Raw genomic sequence first — 15,222 nt, forward strand, 5'->3', positions numbered from 1 at the left:
CCGACTGAGCTATCCGGGCAACGGAGCGCTATTAAACGGATTTTCCCGCTTTGCGTCAACCACTTTTTTTAAATAATTTCAAAAAAGTGGTTGTTCGAACGCTTTTTATTCAACTGTCATTACAAAGTGTGCTCAGAGTTAAATTCCTTTTTGAAATTTGTAACTTTTTCTAGGTAACGACGCGCTTCAGCGTTCGGATGTTTCTTAGTTAGCGCCCAATAAACTTGGTTGGGTTGCAAAGAATTGAGATCTCGCATCGCGCGTTTTCGGTCACTGCGATTAAATGTGTTTAAAACACCACCAGTTCCACCGTTGTAAGCGGAAATCATACTGTACTCTAACGAAGTTGGATGCTGAACTTCGCGTAAATAACGGTTTTTGAGGATGTAGAAGTAGGCGGTTCCTGTGTCAATATTGTTTTCTGGGTTGAACAAATACTCTGGACTAGGTTGTCCTGATTTGTTCTTTACGAGCTTAAATACATCACGACCAGCGGTTTTGGGCACTACTTGCATCAATCCATAAGCATTGGCCCAACTTACTGCGTAAGGGTTAAAACTGCTCTCGGTTTTGATGATGGCGTAAATCAGATCTTCAGGAATGTCGTATTTTTTTGATGCGCGACGCACGATATCCGCATATTGGTAACTACGCTGAGAGAAGTGATCCTCTACCATTGGAATTTCAACGTAATACGCTTTTTTAAAGTCTACATCTTTGGTTTTGATGTTATTGGCAATCAGGTAGTCTGCGAAGCGATTAGCGCGCCATGACCATTGAATGGGCTTTTTATCTTGATCGAGCACCTGTTTGTACAAAAAGGGTTGGCCTTCGAGTTTTATCTCTTTCGATGAGAACAAGTCGACGTTTGCTGGATCATCTGGCGTTAGCAATGTGGTGATGATCGCGTTCTTCAAGTGTTTTTGTGGTTCGGTCGGAGAAACGGTCTCGATAGTGATAAGACCTTTCTGGAAATCCACTTCTGCCCGACTTAAATAATTGTCGATGTACTTAACGTAGTTACTTTTACCTGCGAACTTCACTTCACGTTGTCCCCAACGCTTTTTGATATTGCCTGAGAAGCTATTGATCAACGCATCGAGTGCGGCGGTATCTTTCTCAAACTGGCCTGGTAGCTCTGCTAGGTTGTTTGCAAAGCGGTTGGTTGGCTCGTAGTTAACGTCATAAATTTTTTCGACGAATTCGCGGCTACAGCCTGCCAATAAGAGAGCGGTGGCAATAAAAGCAATTTTCTTCATAAGTTTTTAGGTGATGAGGACAAGGCGCTGGAGGAAAAATGACATCACAGTTTAGGTTGTGATGTCATTGCTTTTGAACAAATTGGCTTTATTCGCTTGGTGGTGTGTAACCTTCAATGTGAACGTCTTTGCCTTCGAATAGGAAGTTCACCATTTCGGTTTCGAGCAGTTTACGATGCTCGGGATCCATCATGTTGAGTTTTTTCTCGTTGATCAACATGGTTTGTTTGTGTTGCCACTGAGCCCAAGCTTCTTTCGAGATGTTATCGAAAATGCGTTTACCTAGTTCACCAGGGTAAAGTTGAAAGTCCAGACCTTCGCCTTCTTTCTTTAGTCGAGCACAAAACACAGTGCGGCTCATAATGACTCCTTGTATTCAATTAACGAAGTTCGTGAGGTAGCGCTTCCAATAAAAGTTTTACTGGTGCGGCTAAGCCCACTTCTTCAGGTTGAGATAAGTTATACCAAAGACCTTTGCTGCCTTCCATTACCACATCGGGTTGCTTTGACAGGTCAATCAAAATCGGTGTGATATCTAGGTGGTAATGACTAAATGTATGGCGAAACGTGATTAACGTTTCCTGCTTGTTGATGTCGCTGGCTTTTATGCCACGTTGCTCAAGTAGTAAATCGATATCGCTTTCGACGTCCACATGTTCGGTTTGTGGGAAGCAAAATAAACCTCCCCAAATACCAGTTTGTGGTCTTTGTTCTAGCCATACTTCGTGTCCGTTCTCATTGTGGTGATGAAGCATCACGAAGCGGGTTTGTTTGATCGGTTTTTCTTTCTTCGGTTTTTTACCCGGGTAGTCGAGCACGTTCCCTTGTTTTTTCGCCACACATAAATCAGCAACAGGGCATAGGGTGCACTTAGGTTTGCTGCGGGTACAAACCATCGCCCCCATGTCCATCATGGCTTGGTTATACTTATCTACATCAGTTTGCGGAGTATGCGCTTCGGCAATTTCCCATAACTGATTTTCAACTTTCTTCTGGCCTGGCCAACCTTCTACAGCAAAGCAGCGTGATAGCGTTCGTTTTACGTTGCCATCAAGAATGGCATGCGGCTGCTTGTGTACCGATGACAATACGGCTGCTGCGGTTGAGCGACCAATTCCAGGAAGCGCATTCATTTGTTCTAGATTAAGTGGAAACTCGCCACTGTATTTATGGGCGACCTCTTTAGCTGCTTTATGAAGGTTGCGAGCACGCGCGTAATAACCTAGGCCAGTCCAAAGGTGTAGCACTTCATCTTGCTCTGCGTTTGCAAGGTCGATGACAGTCGGAAAGCGTTCCAAGAAGCGTTGGTAATAAGGAATAACGGTAGTGACCTGTGTTTGCTGAAGCATGATTTCAGACAACCAGACACTGTATGCGGTTTTGTTTTGTTGCCACGGAAGATCTTTTCTTCCGTATGCGTCATACCATTCTAAGATGGCACTGGCGAAAGGGGTCACGACTTGCTCTGTATTCTATTATTGGTTAGGGGCAAAATTGCACCACAGAATGGGTAAGAAGTACAACTGGTAAACAGTGGGGATATTACAGGGGGTGTGATGGCTTTTGGGTAGTGATAGGCCACAAGCTCAACAAATACTTGCACCCGAGTAAATTCTTTGGATAATCCCCGCTTTGATTAATCAATGTGCAGGCAAAATCAATGAGTGAAGTAACCACTAACGAATACAACGAAGACGGCAAGCTTATCCGTAAAATCCGCAGTTTTGTACGTCGCGAAGGTCGTCTAACGAAAGGCCAAGAGAACGCGATGAACGAGTGCTGGCCAACAATGGGTATCGACTACAAAGCAGAACTTCTTGATTGGAAAGAAGTGTTTGGTAACGATAATCCAGTTGTACTAGAAATCGGTTTTGGTATGGGTGCTTCATTGGTTGAAATGGCAAAGAATGCGCCTGAGAAAAACTTCTTCGGTATTGAAGTACATAGCCCAGGTGTTGGTGCTTGTCTTTCTGATGCACGCGAAGCGGGTATCACTAATCTTCGCGTAATGTGTCACGATGCGGTTGAAGTGTTTGAGCACATGATCCCAAATGACAGCCTTGCTACGCTACAATTATTCTTCCCAGACCCTTGGCACAAAAAGCGTCACCACAAGCGTCGTATCGTGCAGCTTGAGTTTGCTGAAATGGTTCGTCAAAAGCTTATCCCGAACGAAGGCATTTTCCACATGGCAACAGACTGGGAAAACTACGCGGAGCACATGATTGAAATCATGAACCAAGCGCCAGGTTTCGAAAATATTGCGCAAGACGGTGACTTTGTACCTCGTCCTGAAGATCGTCCACTGACGAAGTTTGAAGCTCGCGGTCACCGTCTAGGTCACGGTGTGTGGGATATTAAATACAAACGCATTGCTTAAGGAGTCAGTTGATGTACCACTACGCGATATTAGCGAATCCGGGTCACAACCGAATTTACTTTGATAGCGCAATGACCATTGCATGCTCAGAGCTCAAAGCGATTTTGGCCTCTGAAGGTGTTGAAGTGACTGAAATTGGCAGCAAAGACGTGGGTTTACCTGCGGCGCTGGTGTTTTCTTGTGAGCAGGCGTTAAGTGAAGCGCAGTCTCGTAAGATTGCCGCATCTTCTATCTATTACGCGCTGTTTGAAGTGCGTGAAGATGGTTTGCTTCGTCCAATTCAGGCGCCTGCATTCAATACTTTCCCTGAGAGCATGAGCCAGATCCTGCGTTATACAGGTAAAACCAATGAGCAGTTTACTCGCTTGATGGTTAACCTTGGCGTGAGTGCTGCAAATACTGACAGCACGCAGCTAACGCTGATGGATCCAATGTGTGGTAAGGGTACAACACTGTTTGAAGGTTTGATCCATGGCTTGAATGTCGTGGGTGTGGAGATCAACCAGAAGTGGGTTCAAGAGATCCAAACCTTCATCGTTAAGTTTATGAAGAATGGCCGCTTCAAGCACAAAGTGAGCAAAGAAAAGCGCACTTCTGGTGGCAAGAAAGTGGCAGATGGCTTCGTTGTTGAAGCGGCTGCAAGTAAAGAAGACTACCTCCAGGGTAATCTTCAAACCATGAAGTTGTATTCAGCAGATACCCGCATCGCTGACCAAGTTGTGAAGAAAAACTCGGTTGACGTCATGGTGTCTGACCTACCTTATGGTGTGCAACACGGTAGCAAAAATGCCAAAGACAGCAAGCTGAACCGTAGCCCACTAGAGCTTTTGAAAGAGGCTCTGCCTGCATGGAAAGTGGTACTGAAAAAACAAGGTTCTGTGGTGCTGTCTTTCAATGAATTCACGTTGAAATGGAAAGATGTCGCGGCATTATTTGAAGAGCAAGGGTGGAAGGTACTTTCAGAAGAGCCTTACATCGGTTATCTTCACCGTGTTGATCAATCTATCAACCGCAATATTATTGTGGCAGTGAAACCATAATCGAATCTTCGATAACTAATCCGATGAAAAGCCAACGCTCTGTTGGCTTTTTTTACCTCTGAGCGAATACTCTTGTGACAAGAAGGTAGACAATGAAACCGACAGCGGAAATTTTGACAGATATTCTGGCGGAAGTACGCCCTTTGATCGGCCAAGGAAAAGTGGCGGACTACATTCCGGCTCTGGCAAAAGTACCGAATAATAAATTAGCTATTGCGGTATACACCAATGAAGGTGAAGTGATTAAGGCTGGCGATGCCGATGAGTCTTTTTCTATTCAGTCTATTTCGAAAGCACTGAGCCTAACGTTGGCCATGTGCTTGTACAAACAAGAAGAAATTTGGGCAAGAGTTGGTAAAGAGCCATCAGGTCAGGCGTTTAACTCGCTGATTCAGTTGGAGATGGAACAGGGTATTCCACGCAACCCGTTTATTAACGCGGGTGCAATTGTTGTGGCTGACTTGCTGCAAAGTCGTTTGTCCGCACCTCGTCAGCGCTTACTTGAGTTTGTTCGTCAGTTGTCGGGCGATACTCACATTGTCTACGACAAAGTCCTTACTTGAGTTTGTTCGTCAGTTGTCGGGCGATACTCACATTGTCTACGACAAAGTCGTGGCCGCGTCGGAAATGATGCACGGCGATCGCAACGCGGCGATTGCTTACCTAATGCGTTCATTCGGGAACTTCGAAAACGAGGTTATTCCTGTGCTACAAAACTACTTCCATGCCTGTGCTTTAAAGATGAGCTGTGTGGACTTAGCAAAAACCTTTAGCTACCTAGCCAACAAAGGCACTTCCGTGCAAACGGGCAAGCCAGTGGTGTCACCAACACAAACGAAGCAACTGAATGCATTGCTCGCAACTTGTGGTTTATACGATGGTGCCGGTGAGTTTGCTTACCGTGTGGGTATGCCGGGTAAATCTGGCGTTGGCGGCGGTATTATTGCCGTAGTGCCGGGTGAAATGACCATTGCGGTTTGGTCTCCAGAACTTGATGCGTCAGGGAACTCATTGGCGGGTACGAAAGCATTGGAACTGCTCTCTGAGCGAATTGGCCGTTCGATTTTTTAGTGTTAACTGTTTCTATACAAAAAGCCTCTCGTCTGAGAGGCTTTTTTGTAGTTCGCGTGGTTTACTCTTCGTCTTCTTCTGCCATAAAGGCTTCAAGTAAGTCGTTGAGGAACAGCTTTCCTTTCTCGGTGATCTGCCAGTGCGTCTCCGTTTCACTCAAATAGCCCATCTCCAACGCCCAATCAATGGTGTCTTGAATGGTACTGAGCGGTAAGCCCGTGGTATCCACATAATCTTGCTTCGGACACGCTTCCATCAAGCGGAAGCGGTTCATGAAGAACTCAAATGGGCGGTCTTCATCGGCAACGAGCTGCTCGGTATGCAAATACGGTTTTACCATATTTTGATAAGCGGCCAAGTAGCCACGAGGATGCTTCACTTTCGTGGTACGAATGATGCGGCCATCAGCGAAACTCAATTTGCCATGCGAGCCACAGCCGATGCCGAGGTAATCACCAAAGCGCCAGTAATTCAGGTTGTGCTGACACTGATAGCCCGGTTTGCTGTAGCCAGAGATTTCGTACTGAACGTAACCTGCTGCTGCTAGCTTTTCATGCCCTTGTTCGAAGATGTCCCACAAGTCATCGTCATCTGGTAGTGTCGGTGGCTTGTAGTAGAACATGGTGTTTGGTTCGATGGTGAGCTGATACCAAGACAGGTGCGGCGGTGCGAGCTCAATCGCTTTGTCCAAATCGGCTAGCGCTTGTTCGATGCTTTGATCGGGTAAGCCGTGCATTAAGTCGAGGTTAAAGCTGTTCAAACCAATTTGATGGGCAAGTTTCGCTGCATTAACGGCTTCGTCTTGACCATGAATTCGTCCTAGACGCTCCAACTTCTCCTGCTCAAAGCTTTGAACTCCGATGGAAATTCGCGTGACGCCCGCTTTACGATAACCCACGAAACGCTCTGCTTCGATGGTGCCAGGGTTTGCTTCCATAGTGATTTCAATGTCTGGCTTGAATGGAATTCGCGCTTCGATGCCTTTTAGCAAACGCTCAATGCCTTCTGCAGAAATCAAACTTGGCGTACCACCGCCAATGAAGATGGAATGCAGCGGACGCGGTGCGTCATTTAAGCGGTACTTATCAATATCGGTATCCAGATCTTCTAGAAGGGCACTGATGTACTCTTCTTCTGGGATCTCCGCTTTAAGCGCATGGGAGTTAAAGTCGCAATAAGGGCACTTTTGTACACACCATGGGATGTGTACATACAAGCTGAGTGCTGGGGGCGTTAACATGGACAAGTTCACTCGATCTTACTGTGCGGTTTGCACTGATAACTGAGCAAACAGTGATTTCAGTGCTTTACCGCGGTGAGACAACTGCTTTTTACGTGCCGGCTCTAGCTCTGCTGACGCACAATTATCTTCTGGTACGAAGAAGATAGGGTCGTAACCAAAGCCATTTTCTCCATGTGCTTCAGTCAGAATGCGACCTTCCCATTTGCCATGACAAACGATAGGCGTTGGATCGTTTTCGTGACGCATCAATACCAATACGCAGTGGAAACGCGCGGTACGCTCTGCTTCTGGCACGCCTTCCATTGCGGCTAGCAATTTCTCTAAGTTTTCTTGGTCAGAGGCTTTTTCGCCTGCGTAACGTGCTGAGTAGATGCCTGGTGCACCTTTTAGGAAATCGACTTCCAGACCAGAATCATCTGCAATCGCTGGTAAGCCAGTTTCTTGCGCGGCATGGCGAGCTTTAATGATTGCGTTCTCAATGAATGTGGTGCCTGTTTCAGCAACTTCTGATACGTTGAATTCACTTTGCGCTAATACTTCAAAACCGAAGTCAGACAGTAGATCTGCCATCTCGCGAACTTTGCCTTGGTTGCCTGTTGCTAGCACAATTTTTTTCATGGGAATCTCTTTTAATAGTGATAGAGGAGAACAAATCGTTCTCCTCTAGATATTCTGGAACTGATAGAGGCTTTTGGCCTACTTAGATCAAAAAGCATTTAGATCATTACAACCCAATTACTCTTCGACAAAAAATTTCTGGGTGAATTTAAGCTTACCTGAGCCTTTGTTTCCAGCTTTAACGTCAATATCGAAGGTAAAAGTTTCTTCGTGAGTAATTGGCAGCTCGGCTAAGTAGTAAATGGCTTCACCTTCTTTAATTTCACGAAAGGTCAACTTTTGAGTTTGACCAATTAAGTTTTTCGCATGTCCGCCTACCTTCGCCTCGACCGCTGGCTTACCTAAAGAGGCGCTGTCTAACACGCTGATGTTCACTACAGCCACGTAACCATTACGTTTGATGTCATAGCTGCGAGCGACTTTAGGTGTCAGGAAAGTCGAGTTAAAAGCCACATAGTGTACTTCGATGTCTTTCATGTTTTTGAACTGTTCAGCAAAGGTCGGTAATGACAACAGACTGATCAGTAATGCGGTAATCCATTTGCTCATTGTTACTTCCTCAAAGCACTCGTTATGAGCCAACCATAGTTGCAATTTTACCCGAGTGGCAGGTTAAAAAAGCATGTCCGATAGTTGGTACTAGTAAGTGTGGTACAAAATTATAAATAAAAAGCCATCATAAGATGGCTTTTACTTCAGCGGGTATCTGTACGGGCGATTCTATCCGAATTTGTTTGTGCCGTCCTAGTTCACCTTTTTCTATGTGAACCAAACCCTTAGCGATTTTGAACTGCTTGGCTAAGAACTTAGTGAGGTGAGCATTGGCTTTGCCATCGACAGGCGGTGCAGTGATGGCGATTTTGAGCTCTTCACCGTGCAAGCCGACGATCTTATCGCGGCTTGCTTTTGGTTGAATATAAAGCTTAAGGACGATGTCCTCGCCATCTTGCCAAACTGCTGCGGACATTACAGTTGGAACCAAATAGGACCAATAATATCGCCCATCAAGAAGTTTGCGAATTGCAAACCGATGAACAGAACCAGCACGCTCAAATCCAAGCCGCCAAAAGCAGGAAGCACGCGACGAATTGGTGCGCACATTGGCTCGGTTAATTGATGGAACACGTATTCAATTGGGCTACGACCTTGGCTCACCCAGCTTAGGATTGCGCGAATCAACAATACCCAGAACAGAAGGCCACCAGCAGCTTTTAGTAGCGATAACAAACCCAAGAATAGGAAATCAACGCTGAAAGAGACAGATCCGTTAGACGCAATCAAAATCAGCGCGACAAATTTCAATACACACAGCACGTAAGCGAACAGAACCGTTGCAAGGTCAATATTGCCGATAGATGGAATAACACGACGCAGTGGGCCAATGACTGGCTGAGTCGCTTTTACGATAAATTGCGAGAACGGGTTGTAGAAATCTGCACGTGCAGCTTGCAACCAAATTCGCAAAATCACGACCATGATATACAGGTCAAATAGGGTTGAGATGAGAAAACTCATTGAATTCATAAGGTACCCTTAACAAGTAGTGGATGATGTTTCTTGAGAATCATCCAGATAATTAAAACAGTTTTTCCATTTCTTCTGCGCGAGCAACCGCAGCTTGCATGGCTTTTGCAACGATGTCCGTTAACTGATGTTCGTTGAATGTACGAAGTGCTTCGGCGGTTGTGCCGCCTTTCGAAGTTACGTTTTCACGCAGTGTCGACAGTTCAGTGTCTGGATTGCTCACCACCATACTTGCCGCACCCAGCGCTGCTTGTTGAACCAACAAACGAGCCGTTTCTTTATCAAAACCTTGAGCTATCGCTTCAGCTTGCATCGCTTCCATAAACAGGAAGAAGTATGCCGGAGCGCTGCCTGCTGCTGCAATCACATTGTTGATGCCTGATTCTTGTTCCACCCAGCACACTTTACCAACTGCTTGCATCAGTTCTGCGGCAAAGGCTCTGTCTTGTTCTTTGACATGTTCTGGAGCGAATAAGCCACTCATGCCCAAACCCAACTGAGATGGAGTGTTTGGCATTACGCGAACCAAATTCAATTTTGTCGCTAGCATCTCATCCAAACGTGAACAATTGATGCCTGCCGCAATAGAAATCACGAGCTTGTTGCTAAAGTCGATAGATTGCAGAGGTTTACAAACATCCGCCATCATTTGTGGTTTCACAGACAGAACCACCACATCGGCCTCGGACGCTGCCAGCATGTTGTCGCTGGTGGTACGGATACCAAAATCTTGCTCAAGCGGCAGACGACGCGCCTCTGATGGGGCGGTTGCAACAATGTTTTGTGCAGGGTAGCCGTTAGCCACGAGGCCAGAAACAATGGCTCTGACCATGTTTCCCGCACCGATAAAGGCGATCTTTTTATGTTCCATTTGTCTGATTTCCATCATGATATTTACGATTTATTGTGCGCTCAGGTGTATAATGGCGCCGCTTTGCGTTAACCGCTGTTTCATCGCGGTATCAATTAAGCATTTTCGCTCTTAAATGACTATTCACTTTTCGTGCTGTAGTCTCGCGCGCCAAAGATAGCCGTTCCGATACGAACCATGGTGCTGCCTGCTTCAATCGCAGCAGTCATGTCGCCAGTCATGCCCATCGATAAGGTATCGATTTCTGGGTATTGCTGTTCAAGGGCTTGCTTCAGTGTCGCTAGCTTCTCGAATTCACGAAGCTGGGCGTCGTAGTCTGACACGTTCGCAGGAATCGACATCAATCCTCTTAAAGTGAGGTTGGGAAGGCGAGAAATCAACTCAGCCAGTTCGAATATTTCTGCGTCACTAACGCCAGATTTGGAATCTTCGCCACTGGTGTTGACTTGAATCAGCACTTGCAGTGGTTTGAGTTCTTGCGGACGTTGCTCATTGAGTCGCTGTGCGATCTTAGCGCGATCAATGGTGTGAACCCAATCGAAATGTTCAGCAACAAGTCGCGATTTATTCGATTGAATCGGGCCAATGAAGTGCCATTCGATTCGATTATCTGGATAATGCTCGGCAAAGTGCTGAACTTTACTGACGCCTTCTTGGACGTAGTTTTCACCAAACGCGGTTTGTCCCGCTTGGTAGGCTTCGAGAATTGCCTCGACAGGTTTAGTTTTGCTTACCGCTAGAAGTTGCACTGACTCTGGAGATCGACCACATTTTTGTTCGTCGCGTCGAATTTGAGAGGTGATATGTTCAATATTTTGTTGAATACTACTCATAGCTGTACTTTAGACTTAAGGATTTTAAATGGATATCACTGAGTTACTGGATTTTAGTGTAAAACATAATGCTTCGGATCTACATCTTTCTGCAGGTGTACCACCAATGGTTCGTATTGATGGTGATGTGAGAAAACTGGGCATTCCAGCGTTTACACACCAAGAAGTGCATCGTTTGGTTTTTGAAATCATGAACGATGCCCAGCGCAGTGAGTTCGAAGAAAAACTCGAAGTCGATTTCTCTTTTGAATTGCATAACGTTGGCCGTTTTCGTGTCAACGCTTTCAACCAATCTCGCGGTTGTGCGGCAGTGTTCCGTACCATCCCAAGTAGCATCCCAACTCTGGAAGAGCTAGAAGCGCCAGAGATCTTCAAAAAAATCGCGAATGCTGAAAAAGGTTTGGTTTTGGTTACTGGCCCAACGGGTTCTGGTAAATCGACAACCTTAGCAGCCATTGTTGACTACATTAACCGTAATCACAACAAGCATATCCTCACAATTGAAGATCCGATTGAATTTGTTCACAACAACAATAAGTGTTTGATCAACCAACGTGAGGTTCACCGTGATACCCATAGCTTCCAAAACGCGCTACGCAGCGCATTGCGTGAAGACCCAGATGTGATCCTTGTCGGTGAGATGCGTGACAAAGAAACCATCAGCCTAGCGTTAACGGCGGCGGAAACGGGTCACCTAGTTTTCGGTACGTTGCACACCAGTTCAGCAGCAAAAACCATCGACCGTATCATCGATGTGTTCCCAGGTAGTGACAAAGACATGGTGCGTTCCATGTTGTCTGAATCCCTTCGTTCAGTTATCGCGCAAAAACTGTTGAAACGTAATGGCGGTGGTCGTATCGCTTGTCACGAAATCATGATGGCAACGCCCGCTATTCGTAACTTGATTCGCGAAGACAAAGTCGCGCAGATGTACTCAATCATTCAAACGGGTGCCGCGCATGGAATGCAAACCATGGAACAAAATGCCCGTCAGTTGATGGCGCAAGGTATGGTTTCGCGCGAAGAAGTCGACAGCAAGATTGGGCTTGAAGTGCAGCAATTCTCGTAACGCTCATACAGATAATGGTGAATACGGAAGATGGATCTGAATAAATTTCTTGAAGGTATGTTGACGCTAAAAGCGTCGGATCTTTACATCACGGTTGGTGCGCCAATTCTATTTCGTGTGGATGGCGAATTGCGTCCGCAAGGGGAGAAACTCACCGAACATGATGTTGCAAAGTTGCTTGATAGCGCAATGGATCCGGATCGGCGTCAGGAGTTTCGCAAAAGCCGCGAATCAAATTTTGCTATCGTCAGAGATTGTGGTCGCTTCCGTGTTAGTGCTTTTTTTCAGCGAGAACTGCCGGGAGCAGTCATTCGCCGTATCGAAACCATTATTCCTACTTTTGAGCAGTTAAAATTGCCTTTAGTGCTGCAAGACTTAGCGATTGCCAAGCGTGGTTTGGTGCTGGTGGTCGGCGCGACTGGCTCGGGTAAATCGACCACGATGGCGGCGATGACGGGCTATCGAAACAGCAACAAAACCGGTCACATCTTGACGGTCGAAGATCCGATCGAATTTGTGCATGAGCATAAGCGTTGTATCGTGACTCAGCGTGAGGTGGGCTTGGATACCGAAAGTTATGAAGTCGCACTGAAAAACTCGTTGCGCCAAGCGCCTGATATGATTTTGATTGGTGAGATCCGTAGCCGAGAAACGATGGAATACGCGATGACCTTCGCCGAAACGGGTCACTTGTGTATGGCAACGTTGCACGCCAACAACGCCAACCAAGCGTTAGAACGTATTCTCCATTTGGTGCCTAAAGATCAAAAAGAGCAATTCTTGTTTGATTTGTCGATGAACCTAAAAGGCGTGATTGGTCAGCAGCTGATCCGTGATAAGAATGGTCAAGGGCGTCATGGTGTGTTTGAGATCTTGCTAAACAGCCCACGAGTGTCGGATTTGATCCGTCGTGGTGATTTACACGAATTGAAATCAACCATGGCACGATCCAATGAGTTTGGCATGCTGACGTTTGACCAATCGCTCTACAAGTTGGTGATGCAAGGTAAGATCAGCGAAGAGGATGCACTGCACAGTGCGGATTCTGCCAACGATCTTCGTTTAATGCTGAAAACACAGCGTGGTGAGCCGTTCTCTACAGGCAGTCTTGCCAACGTCAAAATCGATATGGATTAAGCGTATTCAAGACACAAAAAAGGTTGGCTTCTGCCAACCTTTTTCATTGTGCTTGCGAGGTTTATTTACCCCAAAGCGCTTCAAACCAACTCTCCAGAATGACCACGGCAGATTGGCAGTCGATATTGCCTTTCGATAAGGCTTTGTAGCCACCCATACTGAACAATTCTGCACGCGCTTCTGAAGTTGATAAGCGCTCATCATGCAATTCAACAGGCAAGCCATAACGACCTTGCAGACGCTTCGCGAATTTTTTCGCTCGCGGGGTGATGGTTTCTAAATCTTTACCATGCAAATCCGTTGGCAAGCCTACGACCAATAAGTCTGGCTGCCATTCTTTAATTTGTTTTTCGATGTCATCCCAATTTGGAATGCCATCATTGGCTTTAAACGCTTTCAGTGGTGAAGCGGTGCCAGTGATTTCTTGACCAATCGCGCTACCAATACTTTTAGTACCGAAGTCGAAGGCCATTATTGTGCGTGACATACAGTGTCTCAAATCTTAATGAAGTGGAAGTTAAGGAAGGCAGTTGCGTTACGCATGACCTGCGTCTGCCGACAATTGGCTTGGGTCGATACCTAGCTTTTCTACCGCTTTTTTCCAGCGCTCTGTAATGGGCGTATCGAAGATGATTTCTGGTGTGGCTTCGATGGTTAGCCAAGAGTTTTCAACCAGTTCATTTTCTAACTGACCGGCACTCCAACCGGAATAACCAAGAGCAACCAAATAGTCACTTGGCTCTGCCTCTGTCCCCAATACGGAAAGAATATCTCGCGAAGTGGTGACAGCAAGGTCATCGGTCATTTGAATGCTGGATTCATAGTAATCTTTCGGTTTATGTAGAATAAAACCACGGTCTTCTGAGATTGGACCGCCATTGTAGACGGGTCTATCTAAGCTGGCTTCAAACAGGCGCGGGTGAACAGGCTGCACGTCAACTTGCTTGAGCATGTTGCCTACGGTGATATCAACAGGCGCGTTGATCATCAGGCCCATAGCGCCTTCTTCGTTATGTTCACAAACGTAGATAACGCTATTCTGGAAATACGGATCTTTCATTCCAGGCATGGCTACTAAAAAATGGTTTGTGAGGTTCATTCTCATACCGACCTTTAAGACTCGTAAATGCACTTAAGCAAACTCGCGACTATGTGCATGAGTTTGCTTAAGATAATGTCTGGTTCTCTACTATAACTGTACTATAAATTCAGTTATTCGCCTTTCACACGACGTTCAATGGCATCCATCAGTTTGCCAGTGATAGAAATGTCGAATGCCGCTTCGATTTCACGAATACAAGTTGGGCTAGTCACGTTGATTTCAGTTAGCTTGTCGCCAATCACATCAAGACCAACAAAGATAAGCCCTTTTTCTTTTAGAGTCGGAGCAACAGCTTGAGCAATCTTCATATCTGTTTCGCTTAGCGGACGAGCTTCACCAGTACCACCAGCGGCTAGGTTGCCGCGCGTTTCGCCTTTAGCAGGAATGCGCGCAAGACAGTAAGGCATCGGTTCACCGTCAACAACAAGAATACGTTTATCACCATTGCTGATGTCTGGCACGAAGGTTTGCGCCATCGCGTAGTTTTGACCATGGTTAGTCAGCGTCTCGATGATCACCGACACGTTTGGATCGTTTTCTTTTACGCGGAAAATTGAAGCGCCGCCCATACCATCAAGAGGTTTTAGGATCACATCGCCATGTTCTTCACGGAAGGCTTTAATTTTTTCTGCTTTGCGTGTCACGATTGTGGTTGGCGTAAGTTCTGGGAACCAAGCGGTAAACAGTTTTTCGTTGCAGTCGCGTAGGCTTTGAGGTTTGTTAACGATCAATGCGCCTTGTTCTTCAGCACGCTCAAGAATGTAAGTCGCGTAGATGTACTCGGTATCAAATGGAGGATCTTTGCGCATGAGTACCGCGTCGAGCTCAGACAGTTCGATCGTCTGCTCAGATTTGAACTCGTACCAGCCGTTTGGATCTTCTTTCAGCTCAACCACTTTAGTGTCGGCAATCGCTTTGCCTTGGTCTAGGTGAAGATCGTTCATTTCCATGTAGTGGATTTCATAGCCGCGGCGTTGCGCTTCAAGCATCATGGCAAAGCTAGAGTCTTTCTTGATGTTAATGGACGAGATTGGGTCCATTACAATACCGAGTTTGATCATTATTTTTCTCCGTT

Annotated in this window: 17 protein-coding genes and 1 pseudogene; 5 read left to right on the forward strand and 13 right to left on the reverse strand. The window is 46.1% G+C overall.

What is annotated here, in order from left to right; genetic code table 11:
* Nucleotides 1–119: 119 nt before the first annotated feature.
* The 3 genes from mltC to mutY form a co-directional block, all read right to left on the reverse strand.
* Nucleotides 120–1,259, reverse strand: a complete 1,140-nt coding sequence (mltC, locus tag OU793_RS20645) for a membrane-bound lytic murein transglycosylase MltC (RefSeq protein ID WP_005490305.1) — start codon at nucleotides 1,257–1,259, stop codon at nucleotides 120–122.
* An 88-nt stretch (nucleotides 1,260–1,347) separates the two neighbouring features.
* A complete protein-coding gene (locus OU793_RS20650; protein ID WP_005482430.1) occupies nucleotides 1,348–1,620 on the reverse strand; it encodes an oxidative damage protection protein in 273 nt (90 codons plus the stop codon).
* Between the two features lie 19 nt (nucleotides 1,621–1,639).
* Nucleotides 1,640–2,716, reverse strand: a complete 1,077-nt coding sequence (gene mutY / locus OU793_RS20655; RefSeq protein WP_053046835.1) for an A/G-specific adenine glycosylase — start codon at nucleotides 2,714–2,716, stop codon at nucleotides 1,640–1,642.
* Between the two features lie 203 nt (nucleotides 2,717–2,919).
* Here mutY and trmB point away from each other — a divergent pair, with 203 nt between their 5' ends.
* The 3 genes and pseudogenes from trmB to OU793_RS20670 all read left to right on the forward strand — a co-directional run bounded on the left by trmB (nucleotide 2,920) and on the right by OU793_RS20670 (nucleotide 5,750).
* Nucleotides 2,920–3,639, forward strand: a complete 720-nt coding sequence (gene trmB / locus OU793_RS20660) for a tRNA (guanosine(46)-N7)-methyltransferase TrmB (RefSeq protein WP_005482471.1) — start codon at nucleotides 2,920–2,922, stop codon at nucleotides 3,637–3,639.
* A gap of 11 nt (nucleotides 3,640–3,650) precedes the next feature.
* Nucleotides 3,651–4,679 carry a TRM11 family methyltransferase gene (locus OU793_RS20665; RefSeq protein ID WP_005482466.1) on the forward strand — a complete coding sequence of 343 codons (1,029 nt, stop codon included), beginning with the start codon at nucleotides 3,651–3,653 and terminating at the stop codon, nucleotides 4,677–4,679.
* Between the two features lie 92 nt (nucleotides 4,680–4,771).
* A pseudogene (locus OU793_RS20670) lies at nucleotides 4,772–5,750 on the forward strand (glutaminase).
* Nucleotides 5,751–5,811: 61 nt separating this feature from the next.
* Here the strand turns inward: OU793_RS20670 and hemW are convergent.
* The 7 genes from hemW to OU793_RS20705 all read right to left on the reverse strand — a co-directional run bounded on the left by hemW (nucleotide 5,812) and on the right by OU793_RS20705 (nucleotide 10,839).
* Entirely contained in the window at nucleotides 5,812–6,990 is a 1,179-nt protein-coding gene (hemW, locus tag OU793_RS20675; protein ID WP_005482442.1) for a radical SAM family heme chaperone HemW, read from the reverse strand.
* Between the two features lie 18 nt (nucleotides 6,991–7,008).
* Complete coding sequence (locus OU793_RS20680) at nucleotides 7,009–7,611, reverse strand: XTP/dITP diphosphatase (protein ID WP_015297295.1); 603 nt, start codon at nucleotides 7,609–7,611, stop codon at nucleotides 7,009–7,011.
* Between the two features lie 117 nt (nucleotides 7,612–7,728).
* Nucleotides 7,729–8,160 carry a DUF4426 domain-containing protein gene (locus OU793_RS20685; protein WP_005461703.1) on the reverse strand — a complete coding sequence of 144 codons (432 nt, stop codon included), beginning with the start codon at nucleotides 8,158–8,160 and terminating at the stop codon, nucleotides 7,729–7,731.
* 127 nt (nucleotides 8,161–8,287) lie between these two features.
* Complete coding sequence (gene yggU / locus OU793_RS20690) at nucleotides 8,288–8,578, reverse strand: DUF167 family protein YggU (protein WP_005482461.1); 291 nt, start codon at nucleotides 8,576–8,578, stop codon at nucleotides 8,288–8,290.
* Nucleotides 8,578–9,135, reverse strand: a complete 558-nt coding sequence (locus OU793_RS20695) for a YggT family protein (RefSeq protein WP_005482440.1) — start codon at nucleotides 9,133–9,135, stop codon at nucleotides 8,578–8,580. Before OU793_RS20695 ends, yggU begins: the two co-directional genes overlap by 1 nt.
* Before the next feature lie 52 nt (nucleotides 9,136–9,187).
* Complete coding sequence (gene proC, locus OU793_RS20700) at nucleotides 9,188–10,006, reverse strand: pyrroline-5-carboxylate reductase (RefSeq protein WP_005482485.1); 819 nt, start codon at nucleotides 10,004–10,006, stop codon at nucleotides 9,188–9,190.
* Nucleotides 10,007–10,125: 119 nt separating this feature from the next.
* Nucleotides 10,126–10,839 carry a YggS family pyridoxal phosphate-dependent enzyme gene (locus OU793_RS20705; RefSeq protein ID WP_140103644.1) on the reverse strand — a complete coding sequence of 238 codons (714 nt, stop codon included), beginning with the start codon at nucleotides 10,837–10,839 and terminating at the stop codon, nucleotides 10,126–10,128.
* 28 nt (nucleotides 10,840–10,867) lie between these two features.
* On the opposite strand from OU793_RS20705, the gene OU793_RS20710 reads away from it, so the two are divergent.
* On the forward strand, nucleotides 10,868–11,908 hold the full coding sequence (locus tag OU793_RS20710; RefSeq protein ID WP_005461712.1) for a type IV pilus twitching motility protein PilT: 1,041 nt from the start codon (nucleotides 10,868–10,870) through the stop codon (nucleotides 11,906–11,908).
* A 30-nt stretch (nucleotides 11,909–11,938) separates the two neighbouring features.
* Nucleotides 11,939–13,045 carry a PilT/PilU family type 4a pilus ATPase gene (locus OU793_RS20715; RefSeq protein WP_005461714.1) on the forward strand — a complete coding sequence of 369 codons (1,107 nt, stop codon included), beginning with the start codon at nucleotides 11,939–11,941 and terminating at the stop codon, nucleotides 13,043–13,045.
* A gap of 61 nt (nucleotides 13,046–13,106) precedes the next feature.
* Here the strand turns inward: OU793_RS20715 and ruvX are convergent, their stop codons facing one another.
* The 3 genes from ruvX to gshB form a co-directional block, all read right to left on the reverse strand.
* Nucleotides 13,107–13,532, reverse strand: a complete 426-nt coding sequence (ruvX, locus tag OU793_RS20720) for a Holliday junction resolvase RuvX (protein WP_140360994.1) — start codon at nucleotides 13,530–13,532, stop codon at nucleotides 13,107–13,109.
* A 48-nt stretch (nucleotides 13,533–13,580) separates the two neighbouring features.
* Nucleotides 13,581–14,144 carry a YqgE/AlgH family protein gene (locus tag OU793_RS20725; protein ID WP_005461717.1) on the reverse strand — a complete coding sequence of 188 codons (564 nt, stop codon included), beginning with the start codon at nucleotides 14,142–14,144 and terminating at the stop codon, nucleotides 13,581–13,583.
* A gap of 113 nt (nucleotides 14,145–14,257) precedes the next feature.
* On the reverse strand, nucleotides 14,258–15,208 hold the full coding sequence (gene gshB / locus OU793_RS20730; RefSeq protein WP_005425823.1) for a glutathione synthase: 951 nt from the start codon (nucleotides 15,206–15,208) through the stop codon (nucleotides 14,258–14,260).
* Nucleotides 15,209–15,222: the final 14 nt, after the last annotated feature.

It is taken from the genome of Vibrio sp. VP6 (assembly GCF_028823755.1).
Classification (GTDB): domain Bacteria; phylum Pseudomonadota; class Gammaproteobacteria; order Enterobacterales; family Vibrionaceae; genus Vibrio; species Vibrio parahaemolyticus.